Here is a 2,760-nt window from a genome sequence, read left to right on the forward strand (position 1 = left end):
GGGCGGGGCGGGCGCTGCCCGAGGCAGGGCCTCGGGCGGGACGGATGGGGAGGGCACGACCCTTTCCGTCAGCGGTAGGGGCCGGTCAGCCCGTCGAGCCAGGCGCGCACCGGGCCGAACTTCGTCGGGTGGTAGCGGTTGGTGTGCAGGATGACCGGCCGCGGCGTCGCGGTGAACCAGTGGTGCGCCCAGGTGTAGCGGCGGGTGTTGAACCGCGCCGGCAGCACGGCGAAGCGGATGTCGCTCGCCCACATCAGCTCGCGAAGCGTGATCTGGTCGACCTTGAAGCCCGCCTCGGCGTAGGCCGCCCGCCAGTCCGCGAGAAAGCCGAGCGCCGCCGGCGAGGAGCGGTAGAGCAGGACCCCGCCGTTCAGCTGCGGGAAGGAGGAGGGGACGGCGTGCCGCCAGACCGAGCGCGCCGGGCTCGCCGGCACGTGCACCCGCTGCGCCAGCGCCATCTCGAAGCGCTCGAGCAGGCGGAACATCTCGCCGAGGTCGCCGAGGACGCGCGTGTCGGTGTCGAGATAGAGCGTCTCGGCGAAGGGCGTCTCCGGCAGGTAGTCGACCTTCGAGCGAATGTGCGGCGCGGCGACCGCCGCCACCCGGTCGAACTCCGGCCCCGCGACCGGCTGGTCGCTGAAGAGCACGATCCCGAGGCCGGGGTTGGTCCGCCGCACCGAGGCGGCCGAGGCGCGCGCCGCCGCGGCATGCGCGGCCCCGGTGGCGATATAGACGACGCCGCGCCCCCGCCGCCCGCCCTCAGCCATCGAAGGCGATCCTGCGGAAGGCCAGCCGCTCGGACGGCGCCCGCCCGAGGTTCAGGACCGGCTGGACGGCAGGAGGCGCCGCCGCCAGAGGCGCGCCGCCTCGCGCCGGAGCGCGGTCAGGGCGCCGGGGCGCGGCCGCGGCGCCGCCCGGTCGGGCTGGATCTGCGTCTTCGGCGCACCCTCGTCGAGGAAGCGGAAGTCGGCATAGCGCTGCTGGATGGCGAGGGCGGGGTCGACCTGGGCGATGCGCGCGCCGGTCCCGGGCTCGAAGAGCGCGAGGTCGAGCGCCTCGCGGTAGCCGCTGTGGAGCTCGAGCGCGCGGGCGGCGAAGGCGCGCGAGATCACGTAGGCGCTGGCATCGCTCGTGCGCTGCGCCGGGCGCAGCAGCCGCCGCCCGGCCACCTCGGCGATCGGCCGGGCGTGCAGGATCATGCCGCGCGGATGCGCGTTCAGCTTCACGAGGTCGAGCCCGGCGGCCGCCGCCGGCAGCGCGTCGAGGAAGCCGACGATCCCCGCGGCGAGGAAGACGTCGTCCTCGAGCACCAGCCCGAAGGGCGCCTCCCCGGCGGCGATGCGGCGCCAGGCGGCGCGGTGGCTCTCGAAGCAGGCGATCTCGACCGGGGTGAGTGCTGTGCCCGGCGCCACCGCGGCCTGCCTCAGCTGCTCCGGGTCGCGGCCGTCGACCGCCGGCACCCGCTCGATGGCGAGCCCGCGCTCGGCGGCGATGCGGCTGACCGAGGCCCAGCGCTCCGGCGCCCGGTCGAGGTTGATGAGATGGCCGATCACGCCGCCGCCTCCTTCACGATGCCGTCGGGGGTCCAGCTCCGCCCGGAGCGGCGCGTCTCCCGCACCCGCGCCTTGTTGGCGCGGATCGTCGCCGGATCGGCATAGCCGCGCGGATGGTCGAGATGCACGACCGACGCCGTATAGCGCAGGTGCTGGCCCCTGACCCCGGCGTTGGTCAGCCGGACGCCGAGGTCCTTGTCCTCGCCGCCGTACTTCATGCTCTCGTCGAAGCCGTTGACCTTGAGGAGCGCGGCGCGGAAGGCCGAGGAATTCGCCCCGCCCCAGGCCTTCTGCACCGGCGTCACCCGGTCGAGCGCCCGGAGCAGCGGCGCCGGCAGCGGCCGCGTCTTCAGCCAGGTGCCGAAGCGGTCGACCGCGCCGTGCTGCTTGAGCCAGTCCCGCTCGAAGACCCGCCCGCTCGCGACCAGCGCCTCGGTCACCGCCGCCGTCGCCGCGGCGTCGAGGCGGATCAGGCTGCCGGAGGACCAGCGGTCGGGCCGGGCCAGCTCGAGGTGGCGGGCGAGGAAGTCGGAGCGGACGAGGACGTCGCCGTCGATGAAGACGAGGAAGTCCGCCGCCGAGGTGGCGATGGCGCGGTTGAGGATGGCGTTCTTCTCGAAGCCGCGGTCGGGGTGCCACTCATGCCGTACCGCGAGCCCCGGGTGGGCGGCGGCGAAGGCCTCGACGACGGCCCGCGTCTCCGGCCCCGAGCCGTCGTCGGCGATGCAGACCGACCCCGGCGGCACCGCCTGGCGCGCCACCGAGGCGAGCGAGAGGGCGAGCGCCCGCGGGTTGTTGTAGGTGGCGGCGATCAGCTCGGTTCTCACGGCGCCTCCCAGCCGATCCGCGCCAGATAGTCGAGCGCCGCCCGGTCCTCCACCTCGTCCGCCTCGATGTTGGCGACCGTGCGGCGCACCTTGCGCTCGTACTCGCCGCGCTTGGCGGCGAGGTTCGGCCCGCGGCCGATCTTCGCGGCCAGCTCCGCCTCCGAGCGGGTGTAATAGTGGTTGAGCTGCAGATGCTCGGCCGAATAGAAGCCCGGCTTCTCCCGCTCCCTTTCCTCCACCACCAGCCCGGCGTCGTTCGAGGTCCGCCCGCTGCCGTCCGTCTCCATCGAATGCACCCGGAGCGCGGTCAGGTGGCAGGGATCGACGATCACCTTGAAGGCCCGCACCCCGCGCACGTCGCTCATCGGGTCGCGCGCCCG

At 74.4% G+C, this 2,760-nt stretch carries 3 protein-coding genes and 1 pseudogene; all 4 read right to left on the reverse strand.

Features of this window, described 5'->3' with window-relative positions:
• Positions 1 to 68: 68 nt before the first annotated feature.
• Complete coding sequence (locus Q0112_RS13445) at positions 69 to 767, reverse strand: putative nucleotide-diphospho-sugar transferase (protein WP_297976091.1); 699 nt, start codon at positions 765 to 767, stop codon at positions 69 to 71.
• A 51-nt stretch (positions 768 to 818) separates the two neighbouring features.
• Positions 819 to 1,553 carry a glycosyltransferase family 25 protein gene (locus Q0112_RS13450; RefSeq protein WP_297976093.1) on the reverse strand — a complete coding sequence of 245 codons (735 nt, stop codon included), beginning with the start codon at positions 1,551 to 1,553 and terminating at the stop codon, positions 819 to 821.
• Entirely contained in the window at positions 1,550 to 2,380 is an 831-nt protein-coding gene (locus Q0112_RS13455; RefSeq protein WP_297976095.1) for a glycosyltransferase, read from the reverse strand. Before Q0112_RS13455 ends, Q0112_RS13450 begins: the two co-directional genes overlap by 4 nt.
• Positions 2,377 to 2,760: pseudogene (locus tag Q0112_RS13460) on the reverse strand (hypothetical protein); the annotation flags it as partial. The gene Q0112_RS13455 and the pseudogene Q0112_RS13460, both read right to left, overlap by 4 nt.

Origin of the sequence: uncultured Amaricoccus sp. (genome assembly GCF_937858865.1) — a bacterium.
Taxonomy (GTDB): domain Bacteria; phylum Pseudomonadota; class Alphaproteobacteria; order Rhodobacterales; family Rhodobacteraceae; genus Amaricoccus.

Bases quoted from the DNA above. Each gene is read 5' to 3' on its own strand.
- Q0112_RS13445 (WP_297976091.1), bottom strand. From the start codon at position 767: ATGGCTGAGGGCGGGCGGCGGGGGCGCGGCGTCGTCTATATCGCCACC.